The organism is Rhodococcus sp. 15-649-2-2, from assembly GCF_002258645.1.
Taxonomy (GTDB): Bacteria; Actinomycetota; Actinomycetes; order Mycobacteriales; family Mycobacteriaceae; genus Rhodococcoides.
This window is the reverse complement of record NZ_NPFM01000018.1, coordinates 61,694-87,748: the sequence shown is the minus strand read 5'-3', so window position 1 is coordinate 87,748 and position 26,055 is coordinate 61,694. Positions and strand designations below refer to the sequence as shown.

Below are 26,055 nucleotides of genomic sequence, written 5' to 3'. Positions count from 1 at the left end.
CAGGGGTCGTGTCCCGCTCACGGTTCGCCCTTCCGGAAAGCAGGTGCCTTGCTTGCTTTCTCGGTGTTCAGTGTTGCGATGAGAGGCAGTGTTCGCAACGAGATGATCTCCGACAGAGCGATCACGCTGGTCGACCTCGACACCACGCCGGACTTGTTCAGGGCGATCAGTGTGGCTTGTAGGCCGTCGTGGGATGCCGCAGCGATACGGCACAACACGTCTCCGGCCCCGGTCGTCGCAAAAGCCTCCAGCACACCCGGGATCGATTCCAATTCCGATGTGACCGAATCCAACGCACCCTGCACTATTTCGAGAGTCACGAAGGCTTGCACCCCGAAGCCCGCGGCCGAGAGGCCGATCCGGGGTTCGTATCCGGCCAGAACACCCGCATTCTCCAGCCTCCGGAGTCTCGAATGCACCGTCGCGCGAGCGACATTCACGAGTCGAGAAAGTTCCAGTGCCCCTGCGCGCGGGTGATGATGCATCGCAGTCAACAAAGCGAAATCCAACTCGTCGAGAGTCACCGCACCGTGCCCCGCCATCGCCTATCCCCTTCCGCACATTTTCTGGACACATCGTATAGCAACAACCGCCCTTTGCCGGTCGATCCAGACACACTGCCTAGCATCAGATGTGTTGATTGACTAGCGCCGCATCGTTGGGTTTGCTGAGTTCACAGCCACGGTCCTGCCGCCGGCTGGCCATCCACTCTTGCGCAGTCCGCCCTTCCAGCGATAGGAGCACAATCAATGTCCATCGAACAAACGCTCACCAACGAAGAGCAGCTCGCAGACCTCGACCTCGAGCAACTCCAGCAGCTCGTCGGGCTGGTGGAATACGACGGCGCACGTGACCCCTTCCCGGTCAGCGGGTGGGACGGACTGGTGTGGATCGTCGGTAATGCAACGCAGACCGCCCACTTCTTCCAATCTGCATTCGGGATGGAACTGGTTGCCTACTCCGGCCCGTCGACAGGTAACCGGGACCATCATGCCTTCGTACTGAAAAGCGGCGCAGTGCGATTCGTGATCAAAGGTGCCGTGGACCCGCAGAGCTCATTGATCGAACATCACCGCAAACACGGTGACGGAATTATCGACATCTCGCTCGCAGTCCCCGATGTCGACAAGTGCATCGCCCACGCCCGGTCGCAGGGAGCAACCGTCCTCGTCGAACCGCACGATACGTCCGACGACAACGGAACCGTCCGATCGGCAACCATCGCCACCTACGGGGACACCCAGCACACTCTCGTCGACCGGTCGCGGTACAACGGCCCCTATCTGCCCGGATACATCGAGCGAACATCTGCTTACGTCAAACGAGACGGCGCACCCAAGCGCATCTTTCAGGCACTCGATCATGTCGTCGGAAACGTCGAGCTGGGCAAGATGGACCAGTGGGTGGACTTCTACAACCGGGTCATGGGCTTCACCAACATGGCGGAGTTCGTCGGCGCGGACATCGCCACCGACTACTCGGCATTGATGAGCAAGGTCGTGTCCAACGGGAACCATCGCGTGAAGTTCCCGCTCAACGAGCCTGCGATCGCCAAGAAGCGATCCCAGATCGACGAGTACCTCGACTTCTACCAGGGCCCCGGCGCACAGCACCTGGCATTGGCCACGAACGACATTCTGACCGCAGTGGACCAGCTCCGCGCCGAAGGAATCGAATTTCTCACCACCCCGGACAGCTACTACGAGGACCCGGAACTCCGCGCGCGCATCGGCGAAGTTCGAGCACCCATCGAAGAACTACAGAAGCGCGGAATTCTCGTCGATCGTGACGAAGACGGCTACCTGCTGCAGATCTTCACCAAGCCCATCGTGGATCGACCCACGGTCTTCTTCGAGTTGATCGAACGCCACGGCTCGCTCGGTTTCGGACTCGGCAACTTCAAAGCATTGTTCGAGGCCATCGAACGTGAACAGGCCGCACGCGGAAACTTCTGAGCCTCGACCGGACTGCGTCGACAGACAACAATGGTGTGTCCCCACTGAACCGGGGACACACCATTGTCAACTACGACCCGCTGGTCGGCGGTCAGGTACAGAGTCGGACTTCACGCATCCACGGTGACAGCCGCACGTTTGACCGTAGTGATCACTCCGCTGGGGATACCACCTCGAAGGACCGTATCGAAGTTGTGCCACACGGTCTCGATTCTGCGCTGGACATTCTCCCAGCCGACTCCGGCCATATGCGGCGTGCACACGACCTGATCCAGCCGAAGCAATTCGCTCGATAGGTCGAGCGGCTCGCTCTGGTAGACATCCAGGCCGGCACCGGCGATGCGGCCATCACGCAGGAGTTCGATCAGTGCGGTCTCGTCCACGACTTCGCCGCGTCCGACGTTGACGAGAACCCCGCTGCGTTTCATCATCGCCAGTTCGTCTCGGCCGATCATCCGATCGGATTCCTCGTTCAACGGGACACTGAGGCAGACGACATCTGATACGGCCATCAGTTCCGACAGTGAGACCTGCCGAGCCGAGATGAGTTCGGAAACGGTGAGGGGTATTTCGGCGTTGTCGTAGAAGACGACGTTGGCTCCGAACCCGTGATGGACTATCTTGCCCACCCAGCGACCGATATTTCCGAGACCGACGATTCCGACGGTCTTCCCGTAGAGCTCCGAGTACGAGGTCTCGTCCAGCTCTTGGCGCCACTTTCCTTCTCTCATCAGCTCCATCGACGCCGGAATTCGCCTGAGCAACGTCAACATCAACGTGAGCGCATGTTCAGCGACGGAAATCGAGTGCGTCTTCATTTGCGCAACCGGCACACCCAGATCGTTCAATACGGGGAGCGAGAGTTGCCCGTAGCCGGAACTCATGTACTGGATGAACTTGACGTTCTTTGCTGCGCGGAACACGTCCTCCGGAACGTCGACGCCCGAGATGATGAAGTCGGCATCGGCCGCTTCCTCGCACATCTCGGACACGTCGGAATCCAAAGACATGATTTTGACCTCGAATCCATCCGGAACGGATTCGGTGATTCGGTCGATGTAGTCCTTCAACGGATTGACAAACAAAATTTTCATTGTCGTGGCGTCACTTTCGGTGTTCGTTGTCGAACCGCGATCCGCGGTTCTCGTCGATCTCTACGCAGCACGCGAGGTGCCGCACTGGATCAGGCCGGCAGAGCGTCGACGACCGCTTCCACTACATCTTGGGTACTTGCCGATCCGCCCAGATCACGCGACCGCGGGCCCGACTCCAGCGCGGACTCGACAGCATCCTGGATACCCCGTGCGGCGGCGATGCATCGATCGTCTCCGCGTCGTTCGCCGAGCCACTCCAGCATCATGGCGGCAGAGAGAATCATCGCGATCGGATTTGCTATGCCTTTGCCCGCGATATCGGGCGCGCTCCCGTGCGAAGGCTGGAACACTCCGCGCTCCAAACTGACATCGGCCGACGGCGCGACACCGAGACCTCCGACGAGACCTGCTGCGATCTCGGACACGATATCGCCGAAAATGTTCTCGGTGACCACGACGTCGAAGCGCCCGGGGTCGGTGACCATCAGCATGGATCCCGCATCGATGTAGAGCTTTGCGCTCCCGATATCGGGGTTCTTCGCCGCAACCTCGTCGAAGACTTTCTCCATGAGGACATTGCTGCGCAGGGCATTCGACTTGTGCAGCAACGTCACGTGCCCCGGCGTTCCCCTCTTGCGGCGCTCCCGCGCCTGCCCGAAGGCCATTGCGAAGAGCCTCTCGCAATTGGCCCGGGTGATCGTCATCCGATCGCTCGCCTGCTCGTCGCTGGGCTCGTGCACGTCGGCCAATCCAGCGAACATGCCCTCGGTCGTCTCGCGAATCACGAGCATGTCGATGTGTTCCGCCTTCACAGCACTATCGACTCCTCGGAACAGCCGAACCGGCCGGAGACTCGAGAAAAGTCCGTAGTGCGCGCGCATTTCGACCTGAGCGCCGAGCTCGAGCCCTTCGGGATCACGGACATCAGGTAGGCCCATCGCGCCGAACAACACGGCGTCGGACTTTCCTATCTCGTCCATGTCCGCCTCGGTGATCCTGCGCCCCGTGCGGCGGTACAGATCTGCACTGAAGTCATGGAATGCGTATTCCATCTCCAACCCGTAGCGCGCTTCACATTTTTTCAGGACGGTCAGGGCGGCATCCACCACTTCGGTTCCGATTCCGTCGCCGGGGATGACGGCAATGTCGTATCGAGTCACTGTTCTCCTGCTTCGCTTGTCGCACGTGCCTGGACTGTCGGATGGGAAAGGAGAGGCTCTTTCGATAACCCCTACTGGTTCTCATTAAATGAGAATTAGATTACTGTCTTCTGATAAGAAGGGTAGCAGCGCGTGACTCGCCTCACAAGCGACCGTGTACAGCGATGGGAACCACGCTCCGCACTGACGAACGACGGCTTTCCTTCGTGCGCCCTTGCGGTACACGCTGGATGCCGACCGATAGGTTCTACGAACGCGGAGTCCGAGCAGGGGACGGTTCTCGACATGGAGATCAAGCAGCTCAGGTACTTTCTAGTGGTCGCCGAAGAACTGCATTTCGCCCGTTCGGCGGAGCGATTGCACGTGGTCCAGGCCGTGGTCAGTCAACAGATACGAAGACTCGAACACGAGCTGGGTCAGCCGCTGTTCGACAGGTCCAAACGCCAAGTAGCGCTGACCGCCGCGGGGTGCAGGCTGGTCCCAGAAGCTCGAGCAGTGCTCGATGCTGTGTCACATGCCGCTGCGGCTGTGCGATCTCGCTCCGACGAGTCCGACGCACCACCGCATCTTCGATTGGGAATAGCAGGCGGGTCAGGCAAACGCGTCGATCTACTGCTGGACCACCTCGGAACACATTTTCCCGATCTGCTCGTCACACTGGAAATCGGGCAGGTATGGGAACAACTCGACGCCGTCCGTTCGGGTGCACTCGACGCCGCACTGGTTCGCCTGCCCAGAAACGACCAGGACCTGAACCTCATTCCGGCCTGGGTCGACCGGATCGTCGTCGCGATTCCCACGCGCCACCCGCTGGCTTCCAAACCCGATCTAGCGCTAGCGGATCTGGCGGACCTTCCGCTGCGCCTGATTCCGTCCGAGCAGAACCCCGCCTTCGCCGCCACCGTGCTCCGTGCCTGTGCGGACTCCGGGTTCGAGCCGGGCACGGGAATTCCATTCCGAGACCTACAAACAACAGTGCTCGAACTCGGCTCGGGACCACCATCGTGGACAGCGATGTACGAGGGCTCAGCACAAGCGATGTCGACCGAACGCGTCACCTTCCGGCCCGTGACCGATCCCGGCATGGTCGTGCAGATGTGGCTGGCGGTACGAGAACGGACCACGCTCGTCGACGCCCTGGCCGAAGCGTGCGCCCACATCTGACCTCCGATTGCTTTTCGTGAACGCTGAGTGCACGAATTGCTTCTGGTTCACACCGACGGATCGGCGTTGACTCGTCGTCGTACAGATTCACACCCTCTCGGTGTGACCACACGACGAGATCGGATACGCCGATGTACACGACGATCAACACCCCCGACTCTGATACTCCCATCCAACGTCTCGAAGCCGAAGATCCGAAGCCGGCCGCCGATGAGGCTCTCGTGCAGATCCATTCGTTCTCTGTCAACCGCGGGGAACTGTCCCTCATGGCCGCGAGAGGCCACGGCTGGCGACCCGGCCAGGACATCAGTGGCGTCGTGATCGATGCGGCCGCAGACGGGAGCGGACCCCAAGTAGGCACACCGATTGTCGGAATGGTCGACGGAGCCGGATGGTCCGAACTCGCAGCCGTGCGCACCGATCGAATGGCAGTCCTCCCAGATACGTTGGGCACCAACATCGCTGCCGCTCTACCGATGGCGGGACTGACCGCGCTACGCACCGTGCGCTTGGGTGGCGACCTCCTGGGACGCAAGGTCCTGATCACCGGCGCCAACGGCGGCGTGGGTCGGTTTCAGATCCAATTGGCAAGTGCTGCCGGGGCGTCGGTCACAGCGATCACTACAGCCGGCGAGAACGAAGCCAGTGAACTGGTCGAACTCGGGGCAACCGAGGTCACAGCCACTCCATCGAACGCATCCGGTCCCTTCGATCTGATCATCGAATCCGTCGGAGGTGCAGCACTCGAAGCCGCACTGTCCGTGCTGGCCCCCAAGGGCACGCTGGTGATGATCGGCAACAGTTCCGGCACCAAGGCCGAGCTCGATGTCTTCTCCTTCATGGGGCACGAGGGCGCGACGATCACCAACTACATGTCGTATGCAGTCGAGTACCCCGAACACGAAGACCTCGAATTGCTCGTGAGCTTGGCCGCCGACGGCCGCATCGATCCGACACCGGGATACTCCGTCGATTGGTCGGAACTCACTCATGTCATCGAACTGATGAAACGACGCGAATTGCCCGGAGGTAAAGCCGTACTCACTATCTCCCACTGAAACTGCATCATCGATCACTCGAGGACAACACGGTGACATGCCAAACGGTCAGCGGGCACGACCCTTGACGTCGCACTTGCATTTTGCAAGCATTAGTCCATGAGCCTGTTCATCACCTGTCCCGTCGAGAACGTCGAGCGCGCAACGTCCTTCTACACAGCTCTCGGCTGGACGCTCAACGCCGAGATGTCCGACCACAACGTGTCGTGCTTCGCCATCACTCCGGGGCAGTACGTCATGCTCGGCAGCCGCGAGATGTATGCGAGCGTGGGCGGCACAGAGGAGCTCATCGGCGGACCCGACACACCGTCGAAGGTCACGGTCTCGTTCGACCTCGGCAGCCGCGAGGCAGTCGACGAGCTCATCGAGCGTGCCGGCGCTGCAGGTGGACGGATCGGAGACACCGATGACTACGCCTTCATGTACCAACGTCAGTTCGACGACCTCGATGGTTACCACTACTCGCCGTTCTGGATGAAGCCGGACACCGATACGGCCGAATGAGCGACCTCGCCGCCGCCCTCGACATCGTCGGTGCCCGGTGGGCACTTCTCATTGTCGAGCGACTGCTCGAGGAACCGCAACGGTACGGCGATCTGCAGCGCGACCTCGGAGTACCGACGAACATGCTCGCTACCCGGCTGCGCGAACTCGAAGCGGCAGGAGTGTTGACCCGTCTCCCCCTTCGGCACAACACTCGCGCGTACGCGCTGACCGAAAGAGGTCTCGCCCTGCGTGAAGCAATTGTCGCACTCGAGCAATGGGGCAAAGAGGCTGCACCACAGGTCAGTTGAGCTCACGCGGAGTGAACACCGTCTGGGCCACCTACACGACGACAGCCCCGCAACTCGGCTGGTTGCGGGGCTGTCGTCATCGATGGGTCAGACGTTCAAATCCTCGTCCCTACGGTTTTTGATTCGCGAGGTCGCAACGAAGGAGATGGCGGCCAGGATCATCAGGTAGATCGAGATCGACATCGAGGTGCCGGTTCCGTTGAACAGTGCCTCGGAGATGGTCGGAACGAAGGCTCCACCGAGTACGGTACCGATGGCGTAGCCGATGGATGCTCCACTGAATCGGACTGCTGCGGGGAACATCTCGGCGTACAGGGCCGGCTGCGGACCGTACGAGAGTCCGAGTCCGACGGCAAACAGTCCGAGGGCCAGGTAGATCCAGTGCAGTTCACCGGTGTCGACGAGCAGGAAGAACGGGATGGCGCACAGCACCATTGCCGCGTTTCCGAGGTTCATGATGGTGGTCCGGGCGTAGCGATCGGACAGATACGCGCCGAGGAGGGTGAAAATTCCCCACACGATGGCCGCGAACAGGCTGGCCACCAACACATCCACGCGAGCAAGTCCGTGTTCACGCGTCGAGTACGCCACGATGAATCCACCGACGATGATGTAGCCGTTGCCGTTGGTGCCGATGAACGACAGCGCAGCCAGCATGACCTGCTTCTTGTTGGTACGCCACAGTGCGCGAACTGGAGTGTGGTTGCGCTCCTTGCGTTCTGCGAGCTCCTTGAACACCGGAGTCTCCTCGACGCGACGTCGGATGTAGAAGCCCACGAGGATCAGCACGAAGCTGATGAGGAACGGAATGCGCCAGCCCCAGGCCTCGAACTGCTCTTCGCTGAGCAAGCCGGTGCACAGTGCCAACGTTCCCACCGCAATGAGCATGCCGAGCGGAACACCCATCTGGGTTGCCGCACCATAGATTCCGCGCTTGCCCTTCGGGGCGTGCTCGACGGCCATCAGAGCTGCGCCGCCCCACTCGCCGCCGGTGGAGAACCCCTGCAGAATGCGCAGCACTATCAGAATGATCGGAGCCCAGATGCCGATGGTCGCGTAGGTCGGCAGCAGTCCCATACCGACGGTGGCCGCACCCATCAGGGTGAGGGTCGCGATGAGGACCTTCTTGCGGCCGATCTTGTCACCGAAGTAGCCGGCGACGATGGCCCCGAGAGGCCGGAAGACGAAGCTGATACCGATGGTCACGTAGGCGACCAGCTGTCCGGACGAGCCCATGGGCGCAAAGAACAGTTGGGCGAAGATGAGCGACGCCGCCTGCGCGTAGATGAAGAAGTCGTACCACTCGACGGTGGTACCGACCATGCTGGCCATGGCGGCGCGGCGATGCTCACGCGACACCCCGGTGGGCGTCTCGACCTGAGTTGACATCGACTTGTCTCGTTTCGTTCGGGCTCCGGCGCTCGGGCATCGAGCGGCCGTTCGGAGTGGGGCGGGGCGGGTTGCGATGGGTGAAGGACGGCGATTAGGTGCAAGCGCAGAATCGGATAAAACTCACCGTCCATTCGGTCGGTAATTACTGTGACCGGCGCCACCGTAGTTTGTCAAGGTGGTCGCGTACATAACAAGGCGATGGACGCACTTCGTCGGAAACTACCGATCGGGGCCTGTCGCTTCGTCCGAAACGACGCAGACGTCCACAGTGACGCCGGTCATACTCGAACTCATGGCCGCACCCACGTCGACTCTCGTTCACCACTCTCACGTCATCGACGAACTGATGCGCGCCCTCGGTGCCGACGCGGTGGTGACCGACCCGGACATTCTCGCCGGTTACCGGCACGACGCCGCAGCGTTGTGCGAATCCACCCTGCCACTGGTGGCGGTACTGCCGACCACGGAATCGGACGTGCAGGCCATCATGAAAATCGCGTCGGCACACCGCATTCCCGTTGTGCCGCAGGGTGCATTGACCGGCCTGGCCGGAGCAGCGAACGCCAGCGTGGGAGCAATGGCCCTCAATACCCGGCGCATGAACAAGATCGTCGAGTTGGACGTCGTCAACCGCACCGCCGTCGTGCAACCCGGTGTCACCAACAAAGAATTGAAAGATGCTGCCGTGCAGCAGGGACTGACGTACCTCCCTGATCCATCCAGCTGGGAGGCGTCGACGATCGGCGGCAACATCGCCACCAACGCCGGCGGCCTGTGCTGCGTGAAATACGGCGTCACAGCACGATTCGTCCGTGGACTGCGCGTCGTACTCGCCGACGGCCGCGCCACGTTCGTCGGTCGACGCACCGTCAAAGGCGTGGCTGGGCTATCTCTGGCCGAGCTGTTCGTCGGCTCCGAGGGAACGCTCGGCATCATCACCGAGGCCACCGTCGGCCTCGATTTCCCCAGCGCCGTACCACTCACGATGGCTGCGACCTTCCCCTCCACTGTCGCTGCAGGAGAGGCAGTGTCGAGGATTCGTGCAGCAGGTATCACCCCGAGCCTGTTCGAGCTGTTGGACCGCACCACTATCGCCGCGATCGACGCCTACGCCCGGATGGACTTCGGCACCGACGCAGCCGCAGTGCTGATCGCCCAATCCGACATCGGCGCAGGCGCTGTGGAGGAGCTCGAGGCTATCGCCGCACTGTGCACCGCAGCCGGTGCGACCGATGTGGCCGTTGCCGAGGACGAGGTCGAATCGGAGCAGCTCGTGCAGGCCCGTCGACTGGCGTACCCGGCACTCGAGCGTCTCGGTTCGCCGTTGGTCGACGATGTGTCCGTTCCCATTTCACAACTCGCCACGATGATCGACGAGGTGGGTCGGGTCGCAGACCGGCTGGGTATCGTCATCGGAGTCGTCGGCCACGCCGGTGACGGGAACATCCATCCGACGGTCATCGTCGACCCCCTCGACCCCTCATCGTTGACGAAGGCGCACAGCGCGTTCGACGAGATTGCGGCATTCGCCCTCTCACTCGGTGGAACCATCACCGGCGAGCACGGGGTGGGACTGCTCAAGCGGGACCTTCTCGAGACCGAACTCGACTCGGTTGCAGCGGAACTGCAGCGCGGCATCAAAGAATTGCTCGACCCGCACTACCTGCTCAACCCCGGGAAGGTCCTCACCGCCCGGCCCTGAGCCGTAGCGACATCCAGACCAGCAACCGGGTGTCCGCGTCGTCGAGATCGAGACCGAACAACTCCTTGGTACGCCGGAGTCGGTAGCGGAAGGTGTTGGGGTGCAGGTACAGCGATGCAGCTGCGGCGGCAACGTTGGACTCGTGCGCCAACAACGCCAGCACCGTCGCGGCGTACTCGGTACCTTCCGAAGCATCGCAGGAAAGCATCCGTTCGACGGCAGGCAACGCCAACGACACCTCCGACAGAGCTGCCCCTGCCCTGCGCAGCGTGGCTTGGACTCGGACGTCCTCGAACATGATGGTCGGAGAACCGTCCTCGCAGGCGTCGAGCGCCCACTGCGCATGCACTCGAGCAGTCATCGGGCGCTCGTCCGGCCCACCGAGCGCGAACGTCACCGGAATTCCGAGGGCAGATACAGCCCTGCGTCGAAGGTGCTCGAATTCGTCTACGGTGATTGGGATTTCGGAACGCATCACGAGGAAGGCAGCGCCGTCGATCACGACAGCACCCGAGTCGAGCTGTTGCCCGAAGATCAGGTCGAGCATCCCCCGCAGTCGCGACGCGGTGGCTTCCGGCCTGTCCGACTGCACCCGGGTCGCCAGCACCGTGTACAGCTGCCCCTCGGGTGTGACGGCTGCTGGATCGGTCAGTAGTTCACGTGCCCTGGGCTTTTCGACACCCACAGCCTGCGGTCGCTGACTCAGCAACGGTATTGCTTCGGCTGCTGCCCGTAGCAGTGCAGCCATCGCGGCCGGCTCGGGCCGCGATACCGCCGCGGTGGGGACAATGCACCAGATCGAACCGAGATATTCGCCGCCACTGGTTACCGGCACGGCCAGGCGAGGTAGCACCCCGGCTACGGCGACGATCCGCACAGTGGAACTGCGCCGGAACTCCTCGTCGGTATGGTGCGCCATGTACTCGGCCGGAACCTGCTTGCCGAGAATCCCGTCGCGCCGCACGTCGTCGATCGGTTGCCCGGGCAGCGACGAGTAGGCCACGACGTAGCCGGCCGGGTCCATCACCGATACCGCGCCGCCCACAGCAGCCGCCGTGACGTCGGCCAAGGCAGACAGATCGGCAGTGGTCATCGACTCACCGTACTTCCGAGCAAATCCGACTACCTGGCCACGGTGCGACTGTCACCTCGGAATTCGGCGACCAGCTCGTCTCGACACGTCACCGACACGTCGTACAGGCCGTTCCGGCCGAACCGCGCACGCTCGACGGCATCTGCAACCAGCACGTCCCCGGCCTTCGTCGGACGGAGGTATCGGATGTCACAACGTGCCGCGACGGCCGAATCGTCGTGCGAATTACAAGCCATCGCGAACGTTGTGTCCGCCAGCAGGAAGACGTAGCCACCGTGCGTGATCGAATAGCCGTTGACCATGTCCTCGGTCACGACCATCGACATCCTCGCGTGGCCGGGTGACAGCTCGATCAATTCGATGCCGAGCTTGCGGGACGCCGCGTCGACCTCGAACATCTCTCGCGCGATCATCGAATCCGTCACGGCTGCAACACCGACTGCTCGTTCTGGGTGAACATCGTGACGCCACCGGTTGCGAAGTTGCGCAGATCCTTGCCCGCGGTCTTCATCTCGGGCGAGGCCAATCCTGCCTTCAGCGATGCCTCGTCCGCGAAGTACAGGCTCGCGATCGCGTAGTACAGCGGTGGTGAATCGTCGAGCGAGTCGAGCGTGCCCCAGGTGAAGTCGACCAGTCCGGGGACTGCACGCGCGAGGGGCACGTGCACCTCGGCGTAGTGACGATCGAATGCGGCAGGATCCTCGGGCATTCCGTAACAGACGGCCACTCGTACGCTCATGATGCAGCCTCGGGCTTCGCGACGAGAGTGAGCACGTCGTACGTCGCTACGGGATCGCCGTCCTGGTTGACGACCACTGCGTCCCATCGCACCTCGCCGTAGTCGGCGCTCTGACGCGGGGTGATGAGCTTGGCCGTCAACGTGACCGTCAACGAATCCTCGGCCTTGACGGGCGTCAGGAAACGCAGACTGTCGACGCCGAAGTTCGCCAGGACGGGGCCCGGTGCGGGGTCGACGAACAGCCCTGCGGCAAGCGAGACCACCAGGTAGCCGTGCGCCACGATGCCGCCGAACAGCGGATTGGCCGCTGCCGCTTCGGGATCGGTGTGCGCATAGAAGGTATCGCCGGTGAACTCGGCGAAATGATCGATGTCCGCACGCGTGACCTGTCGTGGTCCACCGATGATGGTGTCGCCCAGTTTCAGCTCGCCGAGGTTCTTTCGGAACGGGTGCACTTCGCCGGTCGTCTGCTTCGCCCCGGCGACCCACTTGTTGCCGATGGCCGTCAGGACGTCCGGTGTCCCCTGAATTGCCGTGCGCTGCATGTGGTGCAGGACGCCGCGGATACCGCCGAGTTCTTCACCGCCGCCTGCTCGGCCCGGCCCGCCGTGCACCAGGACCGGCAGTGGCGATCCGTGGCCGGTCGATTCTTTCGCGTCCTCGGAGTTCAGCACCAGGATGCGGCCGTGGTACGGGGCACTGCCCAGAACGATCTCGCGCGCGACGGTCGAGTCCTTGGTCACGAGAGATGCAACCAGAGAGCCCTTTCCGCGGGCTACGAGATCGAGCAGGTCTGCGGTGCCGTCGTAGCCGATGACGGTCGATACCGGCCCGAACGCCTCGATCTCGTGCGGTTCGGGCGCGGCCTTGTCGCCGGCCTTCAGCAGCACCGGTGCCATGAACGCGCCTGCTCGCTGATCCACCGCGTCGGGATCGCCGAAGACCACCGATGCGGACTTGGTCAGTCCACGAATGGATTTGAGGACTTCGTCTCGCTGATCGATGCTGGCGAGGGCACCCATGGTGACCCCCTCGTCGGCCGGATCACCGACGACGACCTTCTCCAGCTTGGTCTTCAGTGCCTCGATGACGAGCTCGACAGAGTCCTGCGGAACCAGCACCCGGCGAATGGCTGTGCACTTCTGCCCGGCCTTGGACGTCATCTCGGTGAAGACACCCTTGACGAAGAGATCGAACTCTGGATCGTCCTGTGCCACATCGGATGCCAGTATCGAAGCATTGAGGGAATCCGCCTCGGCCGTGAAGTGCAGTCCTTCGCCCACGACGTTGGGATGAGAACGCAGGGTCGCAGCGGTATCGGCGGATCCGGTGAAGGCCACCGAGTCCTGGCCGCCGAGGTGGTCGAGCACACCGCGGGCACTGCCGCACAGCAACTGCACCGAACCCTCGGGCAGCAACCCTGACTCGATGATCCGGCGGAACACCAGCTCGGTGAGGTACGCAGTTTGGCTGGCAGGCTTGACGATCGACGGCACGCCCGCGATGAACGCGGGGGCCAGCTTCTCGAGGAAGCCCCAGACTGGGAAATTGAACGCATTGATCTGGACGGCGACGCCGCGCCTCGAGGTGTAGATGTGCTGACCGAGGAAGGTGCCCTTCTTACCGAGCTGCTCGATCGCGCCATCGAGATAGACCGTCTCGTTAGGGAGTTCGCGTCGGGCCTTGCTCGCGTAGCTCAGCACGGTTCCGAATCCGCCGTCGATGTCGACGCCGGAATCGCGGGTGGTGGCTCCGGTGTGCCGGGAGAGTTGGTAGAACTCCTCCTTGCCTGCCATCAGCGTCAGGCCCAGTTGCTTGAGCAGGGCTGCACGCTCGTGGAACGTCAGGGCTGCGAGCGCGGGCCCTCCGACGGTACGGGCGTAGTCGATCATGCCCGCAACATCGAGTCCACTGGATGACACCCGGGCGATCTCGCTGCCGTCGACGGCGCTCAGCAGCGGCGCGCCCTCATCGGTTGCGGAATACCACGTGCCCTGGGCATAGCTTTCCAGAAGTCTGCTCACAACGCCTCCATCTCACCGTACGTTCGGTCGGTAATTACCATCGCCGTCGAACGCCGAGATGTCAAGACTCGTCGCCCTACGTGCGGCGCAGTCCGTCGAAGGTCAGGGCCACGACGGCGTCGGCCAATTCCTCGACGGATCCGCCGGTGCGCGGGCGGTACCACTCGATGAGCGAGTTGACCGTGCCGAACACGAGCTTGGACGCCAGGGCCGGATCCACCCCTGGACGCAGGTCGCCCTCCTCGGCGGCGGCCACCACGAGCCCGGTGACGAAAGAATCGAACTCGCGTCGACGGGCGAGGGCCCGGCGCTCGACGTCGGTGTTGCCGCGGACTCGCAGCAGCAGCGTCACGTAGGGCAGCTCCGCACACAGGATGTCCACGCTGCGACGCACCAGGTATTCGAGGCGGTCGATGTATCGCCCGGTCGTGGCCCGATCCTCGGTCGTCACGGCGAACAGCGCATTGAGAGCCCGCGACAACGCGAGTTCGAGCAACTCGGACTTGCCGGACACATGGTGATAGATCGAAGACTTGGTGATGCCGAGCCGCTTCGCCAGAACTTCCATGCTGGTGCCGTCGTATCCACGGTCGTTGAAGACCTTGACCGCCACTGCCAAGAGCGAGTCCAGGTCGTATCCCGGCCGCCCTGGCTGTCCGGTCTTGCGCGGCGCGCGTGCGGTTGTCATTGCCACATCTTCTCAGTCGGCGCCCGATTCCACAGCACCGTGGGCAGCAAACCTTGCCAAACGACCGAATGTTCGGTTATTAATGACGCAACCGTACGGAGGAGATTTCAAGTGGGCGAAGTATTTCTCGTGGCCGGCGCACGCACGCCGCACGGACGCTACGGCGGAGCACTGGCGTCGGTGCGCCCCGACGATCTGGCCGGGCTGGTCGTCGCCGAGGCGGTCCGGCGCGCGGGTGTGCCCGTCGACCGGATCGACGAGGTGATTCTGGGCGCCGCGAACCAGGCAGGCGAGGACAATCGAGACGTAGCGAGAATGGCGGTTCTGCTCGCAGGACTCCCCCACACGGTGCCGGGTTACACCGTCAACCGCCTGTGCGCGAGCGGACTGACTGCAGTTGCGAATGCCGCCAGCACCATTCGCAGCGGTGAGGCCGACATCATCGTCGCCGGTGGCGTCGAGTCCATGACCCGCGCGCCGTGGGTCATGGCCAAGCCGGGAACCGCGTGGGCCAAACCCGAAGAAATCTTCGACACCTCCCTCGGCTGGCGATTCACCAATCCGACCTTCGCCTCCCACGACGCGGGGACCGACCCCAAGATCACCCTGTCGATGGGCGAAACCGCTGAGGAGGTCGCGCTCAGCGAGGGCATCACCCGCGAGGAGTCCGACGCCTTCGCGTTCCGCAGTCAGCAGCGTGCCGTCGCCGCCCAGGACGCCGGACGCTTCGCCGACGAGATCGTGCCCGTCACGACCAAGAGCGGCGAGGTCACCGAGGACGAGACGCCGCGACGCGGAACCACACTCGAGAAGCTCGGCACGCTGAAGACCGTCTTCCGCAAGGACGGCATCGTCACCGCCGGAACGTCCTCGCCGTTCACCGACGGTGCGTCGGCATTGGTGGTGGCATCGGAAGAGGCCGTGAACAAGTACGGCCTCGAGGTGCGCGGACGCATCGTCACCAGCGCGAGTGCCGGTATCGCGCCGCACATCATGGGGCTCGGGCCGGTGCCCTCCACACAGAAGGCGCTCACCCGCGCAGGATGGTCGGTCGAGGATCTCGGTGCCGTCGAACTCAACGAGGCCTTCGCGGCACAGTCCCTCGGCGTCATCCGCCAGCTGAAGCTCGACGAGAACATCGTCAATGCCGACGGCGGTGCCATCGCCCTCGGACACCCTCTCGGCTCGTCGGGTGCTCGAATTCTGTTGACGCTGTTGGGCCGGATGGAACGTGAGAAAGCGTCCCGCGGACTCGCGACGCTCTGCGTCGGCGTCGGGCAAGGCGTGTCGATGTTGATCGAGGCACCGTGAAGACGCTCGTCGTCGAGGAGCTGACGGACCGCGTTGTCGTCACTCTGAGTCGCGAGAAGCAACGCAACGCAATTGATTCCGAGATGATCGGCGAGTTGCACGAGGTGTGCGCGCTCGTGGAGCAGGATCCGAGAATCGTCATCCTGACCGGCGCGGGCGAGCACTTCGCCGGGGGTGCCGACATCAATCAGCTGCGGGCCCGCACCCGCGACGACGCATTGCGCGGCATCAACCGAAACCTGTTCGACCGCTTCGCCGCACTGCCCCTGCCGACGATCGCAGCAGTGCGCGGTTACGCGCTCGGCGGTGGAGCAGAGTTGTCCTACGCCTGCGACATCCGCATCGCGTCGCCGACGGCCGTGTTCGGCAATCCCGAACCGGGCCTGGGCATCATGGCTGCCGCCGGGGCCAGCTACCGGTTACCGACACTGGTGGGAGTGTCCGTCGCGAAGCAGGTTCTCCTCGGTGGCCGGACGCTCGACGCCGAGGTGGCACTCCGCTCCGGCCTGGTGCTGGACGTCGTCGACGAGCCCTTGGCCGCAGCGCATTCCCTCGCGGATCGCATTGCCAAGCAAGCACCGTTGGCACTGAAGCTGACCAAGAAGATTCTCGATGCGCCCGGTTCGCACCCGTGGGCCGACGACATCGCGCAGGCCGTGCTGTTCGAGACCGAAGACAAACAACGCCGAATGACGGCATTTCTGGAGAAGAAGAAATGACAGTTCCCTCTAACGTGGCCGTCGTCGGTGGTGGACGCATGGGCGCCGGTATTGCCCAGGTGTTCGCGGCTCTCGGCTCGAACGTCGTCATCGCCGAAGCCGCCGACCAGCAGGCCGCCCTCGGACGAGTCTCCACCGGACTCGACCGGGCGCACGAGCGCGGCAAACTCAGCGAGGATCCCAATGCGATTCTCGCCCGGGTCTCCACCGTCGCCGGGCCCGCGGATCTCCCGGCCGAACTCGACCTGGTTGTCGAAGCCGTTCCCGAGATCCCGTCGCTCAAGGTCGAGGTGCTTGCTCTCGTCGACAAGATCGCCGGGCCCCAGACCGTCATCGCGTCGAACACGAGCTCGATCTCTATCGCCGAACTCGGCGCAGCACTGGGTGATCCGAGCCGCTTCATCGGGATGCACTTCTTCAACCCGGTTCCGGCGTCGACTCTCGTCGAGATCGTGCGCGCGCCTGCCACCTCCGCGGACGTGGTGGAGCGAGTACAGCAGTGGGTGTCGCTCCTGGGCAAGACCGAAGTGCTTGTCAACGACTCCCCCGGCTTTGCGACGTCACGGCTCGGCGTCTGCCTCGGACTCGAAGCCATTCGGATGCTGGAGGAGGGCGTCGCCGACGCCGAATCCATCGATCGCGCCATGGAACTCGGCTACAAGCACCCGATGGGTCCGCTACGGTCGACCGACCTCGTCGGGGTGGACGTCCGGCTCGCGATCGCAGAACACCTGGCGTCGACCCTCGGCGACAGGTTCACTCCCCCGCAGTTGTTGCGAGACATGGTTGCTCGCGGCGACATCGGACGCAAGTCCGGTCGCGGCTTTCACGATTGGACGAACGCATGACGGTACGGTTCGACATCAAAGACGGCCTGGCGACCATCACCCTCGCGCGCCCCGAGGCACACAACGCCCTCGACGTCGCGACGAAGCTCGCGTTGGCGGAGGCCGTTCAGAACGCCGCCGCACCCGAGGTGCGTGCCGTATTGATCACCGCCGAGGGCAAGAACTTCTGCGTCGGCCAGGATCTGGGTGAGCACGTCACCGCGCTCGAGGCCGATCCGGCCACGGCGATGGATACCGTCGGTGAGCACTACAACCCGGTCATCCGAGGGTTCGCTGCGCTCGAGGTGCCGATCGTCGTCGCCATCCCCGGCGCATGCGTCGGCGCAGGTCTCGGGATCGCACTGGCCGGAGACATCCGAGTGGCCGGCACCAAGTCGTCGTTCGCGACGGCATTCACCGGCATCGCCCTGGCCAGTGACTCGGGATTGAGCTACACGTTGGTCCAGGCACTGGGATCGAGTCGGGCCGCGGGTCTGATGCTGCTCGGCGACAAGGTCACCGCCGCACAGGCCCTCGACTGGGGCCTTGTGCATCGCGTCGTCGACGATGCGGATGTTCTCGAGACAGCGCGCACGCTGGCCGCGTCACTCGCATCCGGACCGACCCAGGCCTACAAACAGGTCAAGGCACTGATCGCTCGATCCGGACTGTCCGACGCACTGGACCGCGAGGCGCAGGCGCAGACCGCCCTGGGCCAGACGCAGGACCACAAAGCGGCTGTCGACGCGTTCCTTGCCAAAAAGAGAGCCTCCTTCGTCGGCATGTGAGCGGGAGTGGAGCCTGCGGAACGACCCATGTGAACAGAAACTCGACCCCTGCTACGAAGTTCCACGCACGTGCGGCGCAGCCGCTCTTGTGCACGGAGCTGCACTCGAGGCATACTGGTTACCAACCGATCATTCGGTAATGAAAGTAGGACTTATGACCACGTCAAACACCTTGTCCGCCGAGACGCTGCAGGACGGGTTCGATGACACCGTCGCCCGCGAACAGCGCGTCGAGCCCCGCGACTGGATGCCCGACGGCTACCGCAAGTCGCTCATCCGCCAGATCGCCCAGCATGCTCACTCCGAGATCATCGGTATGCAGCCGGAGGGCAACTGGCTCACCCGTGCGCCGTCACTGCGCCGCAAAGCGATCCTGATGGCCAAGGTGCAGGACGAAGCCGGCCACGGCCTCTACCTGTACTCCGCCGCAGAGACGCTCGGTGCAGACCGCGCCGATCTGACGGTCAAGCTCATCGAGGGCAAGCAGAAGTACTCCTCGATCTTCAACTACCCCACCCTGACGTACGCCGACGTGGGCACCATCGGCTGGCTCGTCGACGGTGCAGCGATCTGCAACCAGGTTCCCCTGTGCCGCAGCAGCTTCGGCCCGTACGCACGCGCGATGATCCGCGTCTGCAAAGAGGAGTCGTTCCATCAGCGACAGGGCTACGAACTGCTCGCCACGATGATGCGCGGCACCGACGAACAGCGCGCCATGGTTCAGGAATCAGTCAACCGCTGGTGGTGGCCGGCTCTGATGATGTTCGGCCCGCCGGACGACGAGTCCCCCAACACCGAGCAGTCGATGAAGTGGGGCATCAAGCGCCACACCAACGACGAACTGCGCCAACGCTTCGTCGACATGTCCATCCCGCAGGCGAAGGCTCTCGGAGTCACGTTCCCCGACCCGGACCTGAAGTGGAACGAGGAGCGCAAGTCGCACGATTTCGGCGAGCCCGACTGGTCCGAGTTCATGCAGGTGATCAAGGGCAACGGTGCCTCCAACGTCGAGCGCATCGCGAACCGGCGCGCAGCTCACGACGGCGGAGCCTGGGTCCGTGAGGCCGCAACCGCATTCGCCGAAAGGAACGCAGCATCATGACCGAATTCACCGCCGAGGGCGGCCACGGAGCGGTGCCCACCGAGGGTGTTCCGGTCGAGCCGAAAAGGGAAGCCGTCAAGGCAGATTGGCCCTTGTACGAGGTGTTCCTGCGCGGCAAGCGCGGCCTGAACCACGTGCATGTCGGATCGCTGCACGCCGCCGACGACCACATGGCGCTGCGGCATGCTCGCGACGTCTACACCCGCCGCAACGAAGGCGTCAGCATCTGGGTGGTTCCGTCCAACTCGATCGTCGCATCGTCGCCGTCGGAAAAGGATCCGTTCTTCGCACCGAGTGGCGACAAGGTGTACCGCCACCCGACGTTCTACGAGATCCCCGACAACGTTCCCCACATGTGAGATCCACACTTCAAGAGGACAAGCACTCATGACTGATCACGACAGCGCCTACGAGGGCCTCGTCGACGAGGACTCGCACGGGCAGTGGGCATTCGGGACGAGCTTCGACGACCCACTCGCCGGAGTCGATACCACCGTGCCAGACGACGTCGACCTGAAAGCCCTTGCCGCGTACTGCCTCATGCTCGGCGACGATGCGCTGATCAGCTCACAGCGCCTGGCCGAGTGGAGCACCCGCGCACCGGAACTCGAAGAGGAAGTGGCACTGGCCAACGTCGGCCTCGATCTCCTCGGCCAGGCCCGGCTACTGCTGGCCCGCGCCGCCAAAGCCGACCCGACGGTCGTGCCGTTCATCTCGGACACCTCCCCCGCGCCGGCCGAGGACGCGCTCACGTTCTTCCGCGACGAGGCCGACTTCCGGAACGTACGACTCACCGAGCTCGACAACGGTGATTTCGCCAAATCTCAGGTGCGCCTTCTGGTGTTCTCGACGTGGCGTCTCGCACTCTTCACTCGGCTGCAGGATTCCCGCGATCCCGTTCTCGCCGCGGTTGCGAACAAGGGCGTCAAAGAGCTGACGTACCACCGCGACTACTCGGCACGCTGGGTCGTCACTCTGGGCTGCGGCACGGAGGAATCCAAGCGACGCGTCCGCGACGCGGTGGCTCGGATCTGGCCGTACGTCTCCGAACTGTTCGTGCCGACGGACGAGGAAATCGCACTCGCGAAGGTCGGTGTCGGCGTCGACCCACGCGACGTGCGCGAGGAGTTCGATTCCGTTCTGGCACAGGTGCTGCACGCCGCCGAGTTGGAGGCACCCGAGGGCAAGTCCGTGGGCACCATCGGCGGCCGTGGAGGCAGGCGAGGTATCCACACCGAGGCATTCGGGCCGCTGATCGCCGAGATGCAGGTCGTGGCGAGAGCGCATCCGGAGGGAGTCTGGTGACCACTCTCGAACGAACGGCACGCGAGATCGCCGCCACCGTCATGGATCCCGAGATGCCGCTGCTCACTCTCGACGACCTCGGCGTCCTGCGCGACGTCGAGGTACGCGAGAACGGCAGTGTGCTCGTCACGATCACCCCGACGTACTCAGGATGCCCGGCGATGGCGACGATGCGCGACGACATCGCGCACAAGCTCACCGACCACGGCTACTCCGAGGTCGAGATCGTCACCAGCCTCTCCCCCGCGTGGAGCACCGACTGGATCTCCGAGGAGGGCCTGCGCAAGCTTCGCGAAGCCGGCTACTCCGTACCCGGCCCCGCCCCGGCGCGGACGAGTGGTCCGGTCCCGTTGACCCTGACAGTGAAGCCGCGGCAGATCGCCTGCCCCCAGTGCACTTCCACCAATACCCGCCTCACCTCCGAGTTCGGTGCCACCCTCTGCAAAGCCCAGTACCGGTGCGACGACTGCCTCGAGCCCTTCGACCACGTGAAGGAAATTTGATGACCGTCACCGCTGAACCCGTACAGAAGAATCTGCGGAACAAGCCTTTTCACACGTTGACCGTCGCGGATGTCGAGTCACTGTGCGACGATGCCGTCGCCGTCACGTTCGACGTGCCAGAACACCTCACGGACGAATTCGACTTTCGCCCAGGACAGTCCCTGATGCTCAGCCGCACCATCGACGGCGTCGAGCACCGTCGCTCCTACTCGATCTGCGCACCGGTGGGCGCGCGTCCCCGCGTCGGTGTGCGGGAGGTGAGCGACGGCCTGTTCTCCTCGTGGTTGGTCCACGACGTCAAGGCAGGCGATCGAATCGACGTTCAGGGGCCCACCGGCACCTTCCACGCCGATCCGGCCGAGGCGGGCAGGCATGTTCTCATCGCGGCCGGCTCGGGCATCACCCCGATGCTGTCGATCGCCGCCTCGGTCCTGACCAACCCCGACGCCGAAGTGGTTCTGCTGTACGGTAACCGGCGGACCCGAACGGTGATGTTCGCCGAGGAGATCGCGGACCTGAAGGACCAGTACGGCAGCCGGTTCGACGTCATTCACGTCCTGTCCAGGGAGCCGCGCGAGGTCGAACTGTTCAGCGGAAGACTCGACGCCGAACGACTGCGCGAGATACTCGACACCGTCGTCGCCACACCGGAAATCGATCATTTCTGGTTGTGTGGCCCGTTCGGGATGGTCACCGATGCCCAACAAGTTCTCGGAGACCTCGGTGTGGCGAAGACCAGCATCCACGCCGAGCTGTTCTATGTCGACGACGTGCCCCCACCGCAGGAGAAGCATCGCGAACCGGGCATCACCGGCCCGAGCAGCGAGGTCACGATCATCCTCGACGGCCGTGAGGTGACAGGTGCACTGCCGCAGGACGAGTCGATCCTCGACTCCGCCGAGCAACTGCGCTCCGATCTTCCCTTCGCGTGCAAGGGCGGGGTGTGCGGCACCTGCCGCGCGAAGATCACATTCGGCGAGACGGATATGCGGCGCAACTACGCATTGGAAGACAACGAAGTCGATGCCGGCTTCGTGCTCACCTGCCAGACCTACCCACTCAGCGACACCGTCACCGTCGACTTCGACGCCTGAGACCACGAGAGAGCAATCATGACCAGTGTGCTGTCCGCCCCCACAGACACCCCCGACATCGAATTCGCGTCCCGGGATCGAATCTCCACTCTCCAGTTGGAGCGCCTGCAGTGGTCACTGCAACACGCCTACGACAACGTTCCTCATTACAAGAAGGCCTTCGACGACGCCGGTGTGCATCCGACCGATCTGAAGGACCTCTCGGATCTGGCGAAGTTCCCGTTCACCGCGAAGAAGGATCTGCGCGAGAACTACCCCTTCGGCATGTTCGCCGTCCCGCAGAACCAGGTCTCGCGCATTCATGCGTCCTCGGGCACCACCGGCCGACCGACCGTCGTCGGATACACCGCGAACGACATCAGCAATTGGGCGGACCTCATCGCGCGTAGCCTTCGCGCAGGCGGGGTGAAGCCGTCCGACAAGGTGCACGTGGCCTACGGATACGGACTTTTCACCGGCGGACTCGGCGCGCACTACGGCGCAGAACGACTGGGCTGCACTGTCATTCCGATGTCCGGCGGCATGACCGATCGCCAGATCCAGCTCATCGAGGACTTCGAGCCCGACGCGATCATGGTGACGCCGTCCTACATGCTCACCATCGTGGACGCGATGGTCAAGAAGGGCATAGATCCGGCCAAGACCTCGCTGAAAACCGGTGTCTTCGGCGCAGAGCCCTGGACCGAGGAGATGCGCAAGGAGATCGAGAAGACCCTCGACATGGACGCCGTCGACATCTACGGCCTGTCCGAGGTGATGGGGCCGGGCGTCGCGATGGAATGCGTCGAAACCAAGGACGGACTCCACATTTGGGAGGATCATTTCTACCCGGAGGTCATCGACCCGGTGACCGGCGAAGTCCTGCCCGACGGTGAGGAGGGTGAGTTGGTATTCACGTCCTTGTCCAAGGAAGCGATGCCGATCATCCGGTACCGCACCCGCGACCTGACTCGTCTGCTGCCCGGAACTGCCCGCACGATGCGCCGGATGCAGAAGGTCACCGGCCGCACCGACGACATGATCATTCTGCGCGGCGTCAATCTCTTCCCGACGCAGATCGAAGAGCTGATCCTGGCAGTTCCCGCTCTGGCACCGCAATTCCAGTGCGTGCTCGAGCGCGCAGGCCGCATGGACTCGTTGACTGTTCTCGTCGAGGCCCGCCCCGACGCCGCACTCGACACGCACGCAACAGCAGCGGCGACGCTGAAGAAGCTGGTCAAGGATCGTATCGGCGTCAGCATTGCGGTCGATGTCGTCGCACCGGCAGCTCTCGAGCGTTCCATCGGCAAAGCCCGCCGTCTGATCGACAACCGCCCAGCCGTATGACATGAGCCCGGTGGCACAGAGTTTCGAGCAGTGGCGCGAGAACGTCTCGACGGCGTTCGTGCCGCTCGACGCTGTGTCCACCGGGCCGTCGTCGTTCGAAGGCACGCTGGTCTCGTCGACGCTGGGGGCCTTGCAACTGAGTGAGGTCACCGGCCGAGAAGTCGACGTCAGGCGCACGCGCGCAACCATCCGGCGGTCCGACCCCGGATTGATCAAGGTGGGTCTGCAGCTGACGGGGTGCGGCACGATCGTCCAGAACGAGCGCGAGGCCGTGCTGCGTCCGGGCGACTTCGCGGTGTACGACACCAGCGCCCCGTACGAGCTGCATTTCTCCGGCAATTTCGAGATGTTCGTCGTGATGTTCCCGCGTCGAGAACTGCGCATCGACGCCCGGGAGTTGACGACTGTGGCTGCACGGCGCATCGAGGGTGCCCGGGGAGTGGGTGCGTTGGTGTCACCGTTTCTGCATACGCTGCGCCGCAACGCTCTCGATGGCACTCTGCCCACCACACCGATGCTCGAGCACGCTGTACTCGACCTTCTCGGTGCCGCTCTCGACGACGCAGCGCCGCACGAGGCTCCAGGTTCGACTCTGCTGATCGAGGCCAAGGCTCTCGTCGAATCGCACCTGTCCGATCCCTCGCTGTCCACGGCGTCTCTCGCTGCACGTCTGCATATTTCGACGCGCTACCTACAGAAGCTCTTCGAGTCCGACGGTCGCACGGTCGCCGGCTGGATCAGATCCAGGCGACTGGATCGATGCCACCGCGATCTGCGTGACCCTCGTTTCGCCGCGGACAGCATCGGAACCATCTGTGCGCGTAACGGTTTGATCGATTCCTCGAACTTCTCGAAACTGTTCAAGGAGACGTACGGCATGTCGCCCCGGCAGTATCGAACCGGGTGAGCCGACGAGCTCAGGCCATCCCGGACGCAGCGAGTGGATTCCATCCCACAGTCCGCATCAACTCGTGCATCTGCCGACGACGTACACCGGTGTTGCTCCCCTCGATGATCGGGTACGCAGTGGCATCGGCGAGATATCGCAGTATCGGAAAGCTCGGATTGTATGCTTCGACGCCGACGATCTTGACCAAGTCGTTGATCACTGCGACCGCCGTCTCGGATCCGAAAATCTTGGCGTGCAGGGCCATTTCGAGCGCGCTGGGATGTTGCGACAGCACCGCGTCGAGCGCACGCCACGACAGCAGTCGGACCGCTTCGATCTTGCCTTTCGCATCGGTGAGTACGTCGGCAACCGCTTGATGATCGATGATCGGCACCGTCCCGCCCCTCTTCTCCGACGTGGCGAACGCAAATGCCGCAGCGAAGGCCTGGCGCATGGCAGCGACGGAGAACGTTCCGATCGATGCACCGCTCGCCAAGAAGGCATTGCGAGTCAATTGCACTCCCTGTCCCTCTTCCCCGATCAGGTTGGACCTCGGGATGCGGACGTTGTCGAATGTGACGCGTGAGGTCAGGCAGCCCTTGAGGCCGGGCAGGTCGTACACCTCTTCCACCGAGAATCCGGTCGAGAGCTGTTCGCGCTCGACGACGATGATCGACACGCCGCCGGGAGTCCGGCAGACGACCGTCATGATGTCCGGTCCGAGCCCGTCCCACCCTCCCAGGTGTGACGCCCAGATCTTTTCGCCGTTGAGGACCCAGTGGTCCCCATCGAGTATTGCGGTCGTCCGGGTGCCTTCGGCGGGCGGCGGCGCGTCGAAATTGGCACTGCCACCGGGTTCGCTGTAGGCCATGGCCGCGACCGGGCTGCCGGCGTCGACCAGGAACGGTGCGACGAAGCGAGCGATCTGCTCCGGGGTCCCGGCCTCGTACACCGGAGCGAGAGCTATCAACGGCCCCGCCAGACTGATCGTGAAATCAGGACTGGCAGAGGCGAATTCCTCGACGAACAGCGCCGCATCCACACCGCTCGAAGCGAGTCCGCCGAAGGGTACCGGAATCAAGCCTTTGAGGAATCCCGCCTCCACCGCTTTTTCGAATACCGGTCGGGCCAACAGCGCGCGTTCGAGTGGGTCGGGCGTGGATCGCACCTGCGCGGACAGGTCGTGGAGATAGGTGTCGGCGAATTGACGCGCGCCCTTCTTCAGTGCTTCCTGCTGGTCGGTGAGATCGAAACTGATGGGCATGGGGCGTCCTCTTCCAGTCGGCGGGTTGCAGACTCCCATCACACCGCCGGAGGGAACCGATGGT

General features: G+C 63.5%; 27 protein-coding genes. 17 read left to right on the top strand and 10 right to left on the bottom strand.

Annotation, left to right across the window (positions count from 1 at the left end; translation table 11 throughout):
* Positions 1-17 precede the first annotated feature (17 nt).
* Entirely contained in the window at positions 18-542 is a 525-nt protein-coding gene (locus tag CH305_RS10865; protein ID WP_094609220.1) for an Lrp/AsnC family transcriptional regulator, read from the bottom strand.
* 207 nt (positions 543-749) lie between these two features.
* Here CH305_RS10865 and hppD point away from each other — a divergent pair, with 207 nt between their 5' ends.
* Complete coding sequence (gene hppD, locus CH305_RS10860) at positions 750-1,955, top strand: 4-hydroxyphenylpyruvate dioxygenase (protein ID WP_037154790.1); 1,206 nt, start codon at positions 750-752, stop codon at positions 1,953-1,955.
* 110 nt (positions 1,956-2,065) lie between these two features.
* Here the strand turns inward: hppD and CH305_RS10855 are convergent, their stop codons facing one another.
* A complete protein-coding gene (locus CH305_RS10855; RefSeq protein WP_094703687.1) occupies positions 2,066-3,049 on the bottom strand; it encodes a D-isomer specific 2-hydroxyacid dehydrogenase family protein in 984 nt (327 codons plus the stop codon).
* Between the two features lie 89 nt (positions 3,050-3,138).
* The gene (locus CH305_RS10850) at positions 3,139-4,209 is read right to left on the bottom strand and encodes an isocitrate/isopropylmalate dehydrogenase family protein (RefSeq protein ID WP_037154796.1); all 1,071 of its coding nucleotides are present in this window, start codon (positions 4,207-4,209) and stop codon (positions 3,139-3,141) included.
* 285 nt (positions 4,210-4,494) lie between these two features.
* Here CH305_RS10850 and CH305_RS10845 point away from each other — a divergent pair, with 285 nt between their 5' ends.
* The 4 genes from CH305_RS10845 (at position 4,495) to CH305_RS10830 (ending at position 7,225) form a co-directional block, all read left to right on the top strand.
* Complete coding sequence (locus CH305_RS10845) at positions 4,495-5,373, top strand: LysR family transcriptional regulator (RefSeq protein WP_037154798.1); 879 nt, start codon at positions 4,495-4,497, stop codon at positions 5,371-5,373.
* A 131-nt stretch (positions 5,374-5,504) separates the two neighbouring features.
* A complete protein-coding gene (locus CH305_RS10840; RefSeq protein ID WP_094703686.1) occupies positions 5,505-6,431 on the top strand; it encodes a zinc-binding dehydrogenase in 927 nt (308 codons plus the stop codon).
* 99 nt (positions 6,432-6,530) lie between these two features.
* A complete protein-coding gene (locus tag CH305_RS10835) occupies positions 6,531-6,935 on the top strand; it encodes a VOC family protein (RefSeq protein WP_094703685.1) in 405 nt (134 codons plus the stop codon).
* Positions 6,932-7,225 (top strand): helix-turn-helix domain-containing protein, encoded by a 294-nt coding sequence (locus CH305_RS10830; RefSeq protein WP_094703684.1) that lies wholly within the window; start codon positions 6,932-6,934, stop codon positions 7,223-7,225. The genes CH305_RS10835 and CH305_RS10830 overlap by 4 nt, the downstream gene beginning before the upstream one ends.
* An 87-nt stretch (positions 7,226-7,312) precedes the next feature.
* Here the strand turns inward: CH305_RS10830 and CH305_RS10825 are convergent, their stop codons facing one another.
* Positions 7,313-8,614 (bottom strand): MFS transporter, encoded by a 1,302-nt coding sequence (locus tag CH305_RS10825; protein WP_094703683.1) that lies wholly within the window; start codon positions 8,612-8,614, stop codon positions 7,313-7,315.
* 295 nt (positions 8,615-8,909) lie between these two features.
* Between CH305_RS10825 and CH305_RS10820 the strand changes: the two genes are divergently transcribed.
* Positions 8,910-10,319, top strand: coding sequence for an FAD-binding oxidoreductase (locus CH305_RS10820; protein ID WP_094703712.1), 1,410 nt, complete (start codon positions 8,910-8,912; stop codon positions 10,317-10,319).
* Here the strand turns inward: CH305_RS10820 and CH305_RS10815 are convergent.
* The 5 genes from CH305_RS10815 to CH305_RS10795 form a co-directional block, all read right to left on the bottom strand.
* Positions 10,303-11,412 carry a CdaR family transcriptional regulator gene (locus CH305_RS10815; RefSeq protein WP_094703682.1) on the bottom strand — a complete coding sequence of 370 codons (1,110 nt, stop codon included), beginning with the start codon at positions 11,410-11,412 and terminating at the stop codon, positions 10,303-10,305. The genes CH305_RS10820 and CH305_RS10815 overlap by 17 nt on opposite strands.
* Before the next feature lie 29 nt (positions 11,413-11,441).
* A complete protein-coding gene (gene paaI, locus CH305_RS10810) occupies positions 11,442-11,810 on the bottom strand; it encodes a hydroxyphenylacetyl-CoA thioesterase PaaI (protein WP_179278263.1) in 369 nt (122 codons plus the stop codon).
* 23 nt (positions 11,811-11,833) lie between these two features.
* A complete protein-coding gene (locus CH305_RS10805) occupies positions 11,834-12,151 on the bottom strand; it encodes an EthD family reductase (protein ID WP_094703681.1) in 318 nt (105 codons plus the stop codon).
* A complete protein-coding gene (gene paaZ / locus CH305_RS10800) occupies positions 12,148-14,175 on the bottom strand; it encodes a phenylacetic acid degradation bifunctional protein PaaZ (RefSeq protein WP_094703680.1) in 2,028 nt (675 codons plus the stop codon). The genes CH305_RS10805 and paaZ overlap by 4 nt, the downstream gene beginning before the upstream one ends.
* A gap of 76 nt (positions 14,176-14,251) precedes the next feature.
* Entirely contained in the window at positions 14,252-14,863 is a 612-nt protein-coding gene (locus tag CH305_RS10795) for a TetR/AcrR family transcriptional regulator (RefSeq protein ID WP_032380646.1), read from the bottom strand.
* 111 nt (positions 14,864-14,974) lie between these two features.
* On the opposite strand from CH305_RS10795, the gene CH305_RS10790 reads away from it, so the two are divergent.
* From CH305_RS10790 to CH305_RS10740, 11 genes are all read left to right on the top strand, one after another.
* Positions 14,975-16,174: a thiolase family protein gene (locus tag CH305_RS10790; RefSeq protein WP_094703679.1), complete on the top strand. Its 1,200-nt coding sequence runs from the start codon at positions 14,975-14,977 to the stop codon at positions 16,172-16,174.
* Positions 16,171-16,893, top strand: a complete 723-nt coding sequence (locus CH305_RS10785) for an enoyl-CoA hydratase/isomerase family protein (protein WP_094703678.1) — start codon at positions 16,171-16,173, stop codon at positions 16,891-16,893. The genes CH305_RS10790 and CH305_RS10785 overlap by 4 nt, the downstream gene beginning before the upstream one ends.
* Positions 16,890-17,741 carry a 3-hydroxyacyl-CoA dehydrogenase family protein gene (locus tag CH305_RS10780; RefSeq protein ID WP_094703677.1) on the top strand — a complete coding sequence of 284 codons (852 nt, stop codon included), beginning with the start codon at positions 16,890-16,892 and terminating at the stop codon, positions 17,739-17,741. Before CH305_RS10785 ends, CH305_RS10780 begins: the two co-directional genes overlap by 4 nt.
* Positions 17,738-18,508, top strand: coding sequence for an enoyl-CoA hydratase/isomerase family protein (locus CH305_RS10775; RefSeq protein ID WP_094703676.1), 771 nt, complete (start codon positions 17,738-17,740; stop codon positions 18,506-18,508). The genes CH305_RS10780 and CH305_RS10775 overlap by 4 nt, the downstream gene beginning before the upstream one ends.
* A gap of 154 nt (positions 18,509-18,662) precedes the next feature.
* On the top strand, positions 18,663-19,610 hold the full coding sequence (gene paaA / locus CH305_RS10770) for a 1,2-phenylacetyl-CoA epoxidase subunit PaaA (RefSeq protein WP_032379887.1): 948 nt from the start codon (positions 18,663-18,665) through the stop codon (positions 19,608-19,610).
* Positions 19,607-19,969, top strand: a complete 363-nt coding sequence (gene paaB, locus CH305_RS10765; RefSeq protein ID WP_032404451.1) for a 1,2-phenylacetyl-CoA epoxidase subunit PaaB — start codon at positions 19,607-19,609, stop codon at positions 19,967-19,969. The genes paaA and paaB overlap by 4 nt, the downstream gene beginning before the upstream one ends.
* Positions 19,970-19,997: 28 nt before the next feature.
* Positions 19,998-20,915 carry a 1,2-phenylacetyl-CoA epoxidase subunit PaaC gene (paaC, locus tag CH305_RS10760; RefSeq protein WP_032404450.1) on the top strand — a complete coding sequence of 306 codons (918 nt, stop codon included), beginning with the start codon at positions 19,998-20,000 and terminating at the stop codon, positions 20,913-20,915.
* A 41-nt stretch (positions 20,916-20,956) separates the two neighbouring features.
* On the top strand, positions 20,957-21,418 hold the full coding sequence (gene paaD / locus CH305_RS10755) for a 1,2-phenylacetyl-CoA epoxidase subunit PaaD (RefSeq protein WP_068054497.1): 462 nt from the start codon (positions 20,957-20,959) through the stop codon (positions 21,416-21,418).
* Positions 21,418-22,512 carry a 1,2-phenylacetyl-CoA epoxidase subunit PaaE gene (paaE, locus tag CH305_RS10750; RefSeq protein ID WP_094703675.1) on the top strand — a complete coding sequence of 365 codons (1,095 nt, stop codon included), beginning with the start codon at positions 21,418-21,420 and terminating at the stop codon, positions 22,510-22,512. Before paaD ends, paaE begins: the two co-directional genes overlap by 1 nt.
* An 18-nt stretch (positions 22,513-22,530) precedes the next feature.
* On the top strand, positions 22,531-23,838 hold the full coding sequence (paaK, locus tag CH305_RS10745; RefSeq protein WP_094703674.1) for a phenylacetate--CoA ligase PaaK: 1,308 nt from the start codon (positions 22,531-22,533) through the stop codon (positions 23,836-23,838).
* Between the two features lies 1 nt (position 23,839).
* Positions 23,840-24,745 carry a helix-turn-helix domain-containing protein gene (locus CH305_RS10740; protein WP_094703673.1) on the top strand — a complete coding sequence of 302 codons (906 nt, stop codon included), beginning with the start codon at positions 23,840-23,842 and terminating at the stop codon, positions 24,743-24,745.
* A gap of 10 nt (positions 24,746-24,755) precedes the next feature.
* On the opposite strand, the gene CH305_RS10735 is transcribed toward CH305_RS10740, so the two are convergent.
* Positions 24,756-25,991, bottom strand: a complete 1,236-nt coding sequence (locus CH305_RS10735; protein ID WP_094703672.1) for an acyl-CoA dehydrogenase family protein — start codon at positions 25,989-25,991, stop codon at positions 24,756-24,758.
* Between the last annotated feature and the right edge of the window lie 64 nt (positions 25,992-26,055).